General features: G+C 40.4%; 4 protein-coding genes. 1 reads left to right on the top strand and 3 read right to left on the bottom strand.

Annotated elements, in window-relative coordinates; all coding sequences use genetic code 11:
- Positions 1-115 precede the first annotated feature (115 nt).
- Both LJE09_RS16725 and LJE09_RS16730 read right to left on the bottom strand, forming a co-directional pair.
- Complete coding sequence (locus LJE09_RS16725; protein ID WP_227219131.1) at positions 116-817, bottom strand: MATE family efflux transporter; 702 nt, start codon at positions 815-817, stop codon at positions 116-118.
- 488 nt (positions 818-1,305) lie between these two features.
- Positions 1,306-1,764 (bottom strand): Lrp/AsnC family transcriptional regulator, encoded by a 459-nt coding sequence (locus LJE09_RS16730; protein ID WP_008706859.1) that lies wholly within the window; start codon positions 1,762-1,764, stop codon positions 1,306-1,308.
- A gap of 217 nt (positions 1,765-1,981) precedes the next feature.
- Here LJE09_RS16730 and LJE09_RS16735 point away from each other — a divergent pair, with 217 nt between their 5' ends.
- Entirely contained in the window at positions 1,982-3,325 is a 1,344-nt protein-coding gene (locus tag LJE09_RS16735; RefSeq protein ID WP_025580637.1) for an MATE family efflux transporter, read from the top strand.
- 276 nt (positions 3,326-3,601) lie between these two features.
- Here LJE09_RS16735 and LJE09_RS16740 read toward each other — a convergent pair whose 3' ends face one another.
- Positions 3,602-4,939 carry an IS4 family transposase gene (locus LJE09_RS16740; protein ID WP_055057891.1) on the bottom strand — a complete coding sequence of 446 codons (1,338 nt, stop codon included), beginning with the start codon at positions 4,937-4,939 and terminating at the stop codon, positions 3,602-3,604.
- Positions 4,940-5,073: the final 134 nt, after the last annotated feature.

Here is a 5,073-nt window from a genome sequence, read left to right on the forward strand (position 1 = left end):
GCTGGTATAAAAACGCAGGCGTAGCGGGCTACGCTGAGGCTTTTAGACCTGTGCACTCGGATTTGCAGACAAGTGAGTGGTATAGTTATTTCGAAAACGATGTACTAGGAACATGTTATAAGATATTTTTGTGGCGATGCCATGCCATTATTACGAGAGCAATGAGCATAGTGGCGGTTTCCGCAACAGGAAATGCAAGCCAGATTCCGTTCAGTTGGAATAATTTGTCCAGACACCATAAGGCAGGAACAAGGAAAAGCAGTTGTCTGCATAATTGAATCGCTATGCTGGAACCTACTTTTTCTGTCGCCTGAAAATAGGTGGAAATCATGGTAGAGAGACCGCAAAACAGATAGCTTGCCGCCATAATTCGCATAGCGGATATTCCAAAGGAGCGCATGGCTTCCGACGCTGTAAATAATTCCAAAAGCTGCGCCGGAAAGAAGTTGACGGTCAATGTTCCCAGTATCATCATACCGGAGACCAAAGCGGTTCCGTATCGGAAAGCGGAGTGCAGCCTATCTCTGTTTCCCGCACCGTAGTTAAACCGCATAATAGGCAAACAGCCCTGAATCAAGCCGTTTACTGTCATAACGACCAACTGCTGCACCTTAAAATACGCACCGAAGAATGCAATCGCCCGCCTATATTTGGAGTCTATAATTGCAATGATGGTTGGAGATTGATGTCTTCCGCCGGTAGGAGCGTAAGTCCCTGCTTCCAGTACAACGTCCAAAGCCTTGGAAAGGACAGGTTCCGATTTATAAGCCCGTACACTACGGTGCATCTTGATAAGAGACAAAAAATTTTTTTCCATACAGATATAGTCCTCCATTCTGCTAATACTTCCGAGATACAGGCAACAAAAAAGCCACACAACTATCACAAGATAGCTGTGTGGCAAAAAGATGACCGAATCCGGAAAAGTCCACTAAAATTTTGCGTTAATTATTATAGCGAACTTGAAGGAGACTGTCAAGCATCAATCATTACGGAATTGTGGCGGCTGTCTGTTGTTTTTTGTGTTACTTTATGGCACATGAGAAATTCTGTCTGGTTTTGTACTCGTAGTGAGTGGGCATGTTCTCCCATTGGGAGGCCACCCACCAGTCCAATTCATTCAGTATGATATTGTATAGGATGCCGCCCTGCGGCGTTCCCTTAGTCGGGTAATCGCAGCTCATAGCTGGCTGGTTACCGGCTCTGCCTCTTTGACAACAGTTATATGTAATTTGACAACATTGATTAGAACTTTTACATTTAGGGGAAAATAGTGGAAATTATTCGGAGAGTTTATTTTTTCTTTTATAGCCGTAATCCTTTAATATCTTTAATGCGTGATAAGATCATATTGCAACTGCAGCTGATAATGCCAGGCAGTGTATCAATGACATTGTGCAGGAAGTATTCCATTTCATCACCTGATGAAGCAACGGCATGTACATGAAGCCTGTCTCTTCCTGTGACACGGTAAATCTGTGTGACTGTATCATTTTTGTACAATATATCTGTCACCTGCGCCAGGTACTCCGGTTTTGTTTCAATTTCAAAATAGCATGATACAGCCCCACTGATTTTTTGCGGATTAATAATTGTTGTATATTCTTCGATTACGCCTCTTTTCTCCAAAGCCTGGATACGGGCTTTTACTGCCACTCTGGAAATACCGGTTTCTTCACCGATATCAGAGTAAGAGATACGTGCGTTTTCTATAAGCAGCCGGATAATCTTCTGATCCAGCTTATCTAAACCGTCCAGGTACATAAGTTCCCTCCTGTAAAATAATATAAAATATATCCATCTGATAGCAGCTTTTTTCAATATCAAATATCATATCATTTATATTACTAAAAGTAAACAGCAGCTTGACTTATTTGCTGTAACTACATATAATTGTTGCGTAACGAAATCTTAAACTTACATTTTGAAAATACAATCGTGATTTCGGATAAAAAACAGGAATTGATGGAGGAAAATGAGAATGTCAAAAGATGAATATTTAATCACAGATGCCCCTCTTAAAGCACTGACTGTTTTTGCAATGCCTATGATTCTGGGCAGCTTCTTTCAACAAGTATATAATATGGCCGATTCCATTATCGTCGGTCAGTTTGTGGGATCCTCTGCACTTGCGGCAGTTGGAGCCTGTGCCGCTTTGACCAATGTTTTCATCTGTGTGGCTTTGGGAGCCGGTGTAGGAGCAGGTGTACTTGTGAGCCGCTATTTTGGAGCTCAGAATTATAGCAAAATGAAAACAATTGTGTCAACATCGTTGATCAGTTTTCTGATTCTGAGTATACTTCTGGGGGTTTTTGGCTTTGTTTTTTCTCATTTTATGATGAGTTTATTACAAACACCTGCTGACATACTGGATGAAGCGGTACTGTATCTGCGTGTTTATTTTGTGGGATTTCCCTTTCTGTTTATGTACAATATCCTTTCAACGATGTTCAATTCCATCGGTGAATCGAAGATTCCGTTGGGCCTTTTGATATTTTCTTCTGTTTTGAATATTGTTATGGATCTTTGGATGGTGGCAGGTTTAGGGCTGGGTGTGTTCGGTGCCGCCCTTGCAACTCTCATTGCGCAGGGGATTTCCGCAGTGTTTTCGCTTTTGATTTTCTTTAACCGGATGCGTCGATATAAAAGCCGCTTTAACTGGTTTGACAGGCAGGAGTTACATTCCATGCTTCGTATTGCAGTACCATCGGTTCTTCAGCAATCCACAGTGTCAATTGGTATGATGATCGTACAGGCGGTTGTAAATCCCTTCGGTACACAGGCGCTGGCAGGTTATGCGGCAACCATGAGAGTAGAGAATGTTTTTTCACTGATATTTGTATCCATTGGAAATGCGGTTTCGCCCTATGTTTCCCAGAATCTTGGAGCAAAGAAAATTGAACGTATCAAAAAAGGATACCATGCTGCACTGGTGTTGGACCTGTGTTTCGCAGTCCTTGCTTTCATAGTCATTGAAACACTGCACACCCCAATTTCTTCCTTATTCCTTGGAAAAGATGGAACCGCTCTGGCATATCAGGTGTCCGGGGATTATATGAAATGGCTGGGATATTTCTTTATTTTTATGGGTATTAAGATGGCAACAGATGGAGTTCTTCGTGGACTTGGAATTATGCGGCCGTTTCTCATTGCCAATATGGTAAACCTTGCCATTCGGCTGTCAGTTGCCTTGATTTTTGCACCGCGTTATGGAATTGCATTTGTCTGGCTTGCTGTACCGGCCGGATGGCTTGCGAATTTTCTGATCTCCTATGGGGCACTTAGAAAATCATGGCCGGTTGATGAAGGAGTTTCATTCCGGTAAATTTCTCTTAAGTTTTGATGGGAAGCTGGATTTGTATGTTAAGAGGTATATTTTCGTTACTGTTCACTGGCAATATCCCGCGAAGCGTGTTGCTGTGAACCAATGGTATTTAGATAAATAAAGCATATTCCGGAGATTACTTGACATTTAAAAAGAAATGCCTTGAAAAATTTATGAAATATGAAAATGGTTAAATTCTTGTTCGTTTTGTCAACGACAAATAAGCAGATTTTCATCTGCTTGAAAAAGTGATATACTATCAGTTGATGATACTGTTTAGGAAACACGGTATATCAGATATTTGGGTTTTCTGAAATGAGCCGTTTTAAGTCTTGGGAATTGTCGATCGCAGCGGATCGGGACTAATTCCTTTTGTAACAGTGCCATCACATTTATGGAATCTGTCTCCGTGTGGAGACGGAGATAGATTCTGCATATATGTGCAGCAAGCGTAAAGTTTACTTTATAGGAATATTTACGTTTCCCATGAACGACTACAGTATGAGCAACAAGAAGTTCCGTGGCATTATAAGCGATAAACTTCGCCCATATTTCCTGTTTTATAAAATCAGGTTTATAGCTGTGATAATGACTTAATCCAATCGTATATTTCAATTTTCGAAAAGAGGATTCGATCCCCCATCTGGAATTATAGATTTCTTTAAGCTTTTCAACAGGAAAGTTTTTTTCCGGAAGATTTGTCACAAGGCATTCATAAGTATCTTCTGATATTGGAAACCGTACGATCCGAAAAGTCAGATCATAAGTATCTTCTGAGCCATATTTTATGTAGTCAAAAGAAGCTGCCTGGTCAACATATCTTCGGTAAAAACCATCTTTGATTTTTATAGATTTACGATGGGATCTCGTAAGAGTTACGTCAACAGTTATATCAAATGTATCAGAATCCGGAAAAACAAAGTTCCCAATCAACCCTTTGCTTGTAATGTCTTTTGTACGAAAAACAAAATACTGTTCTTTTTCGATCACGTGAGCCATGTTGTTATAAGAGCAATACCCTCTGTCCCCGATAAAAATAGTTCTTTGATCCGGGTGAGGGATATGTCTGTCTACAAGCTGGCAAAAAGCAAGGAACTCATCTTTTTTGTGTGCAGACTGAAGAATGGCATCGGTATAGATCCGTTTATTTATGTCATAAAAGGCATTAATGTGTATGCTGTAAAAGCCGGAGGCAGAATGTCCTTCTGAGATAAAATAATCATCAGACGAATACTTTGAAAAGCTGAAAAAAGAAGTAGTAGAACCATCAGCAGCAATGTATTGATACTGCTGTTCCTGCTTTGAAAGTTCAAGCTTTTCGGAAGAAGAAGTAAACTCATGGAATACAGCTTCCAGAGCCTCTGGCATCATTTGGGAACGCCTTTGATTTAGGGCAGATATAGAAGGGAGATCCTCTGACATTTGAAAGAAATCCAGAAATTCGCATTTCGTGGATGAAGCGCCTTGAGAAATAAGGAACGAAATAACATGATCTGGAGAAAGTTTTCGTATACGAGAATAATCGCGTCCCGGATTATAAACAAAGGAATCCATATGCGATGTAACCGTTGCTATAGAATGCTTAAGAGTATCTTTAAGTTTTAAATGGAACATAGGTATGTGCCTCCTGAATTAGAAAAATTTTAATTTCTAATTCAAAGGCCGCTCTCATTACCTCACAATAATATCAGTAATTAGGCGTTTGCGAAACGCCACAAGCCGCATAAATACGGCATTTTTTGTTACCT

The sequence above is a fragment of the Blautia sp. DFI.3.45 genome (genome assembly GCF_020593505.1).
GTDB lineage: Bacteria > Bacillota > Clostridia > Lachnospirales > Lachnospiraceae > Blautia_A > Blautia_A wexlerae.

Bases quoted from the DNA above. Each gene is read 5' to 3' on its own strand.
- LJE09_RS16740 (WP_055057891.1), bottom strand. From the start codon at position 4,939: ATGTTCCATTTAAAACTTAAAGATACTCTTAAGCATTCTATAGCAACG.
- LJE09_RS16725 (WP_227219131.1), bottom strand. From the start codon at position 817: ATGGAAAAAAATTTTTTGTCTCTTATCAAGATGCACCGTAGTGTACGG.
- LJE09_RS16730 (WP_008706859.1), bottom strand. From the start codon at position 1,764: ATGTACCTGGACGGTTTAGATAAGCTGGATCAGAAGATTATCCGGCTG.
- LJE09_RS16735 (WP_025580637.1), top strand. From the start codon at position 1,982: ATGTCAAAAGATGAATATTTAATCACAGATGCCCCTCTTAAAGCACTG.